Source organism: Chryseobacterium sp. HNCC26DJ241, assembly GCF_057180505.1.
The window spans coordinates 1-386 of sequence record NZ_JBXUGL010000092.1; the positions used below are offsets into that span (position 1 = coordinate 1).

1 pseudogene is annotated in these 386 nt (G+C 35.2%); it reads right to left on the reverse strand.

The features are described 5' to 3' along the window. Positions 1 to 205: 205 nt before the first annotated feature. A pseudogene (locus tag AC2A1C_RS15875) lies at positions 206 to 386 on the reverse strand (hypothetical protein); the annotation flags it as partial.

A 386-nucleotide genomic window follows, 5' to 3' on the forward strand; every position in this document is an offset into this window, starting at 1 on the left:
TTATTTAGATTCCTACGGAAACCGAAGATTCGGCGAAGCCAATGACAAACTCCCTGTTTATAAGGATTTTTAAATATGAAGTTAAGTTATGGCCTCCATAACTTTATAATGAAGTAGAACACTGTACCTATAATACCTCAAAAAAAATTCTTAATAAGCCTAAAAAAAAGCACTCTAAAAATAGTAGTGCTTTTTATTTGTTTAATTATTTCCAGTAATTCCAGTTGGTACCATCGAAAACCGCAAGAGTTTTACTCACTGTGTCATAACACATGGTTCCCACGTGTGGAGACTTTATCGTAAGGTGAGGATTGGCTACTTTTGGTAAAATCATGGCTTTATTTGAAGATTCCAGTACCAAAACTCCTGTTGCATTGCTCGACGCA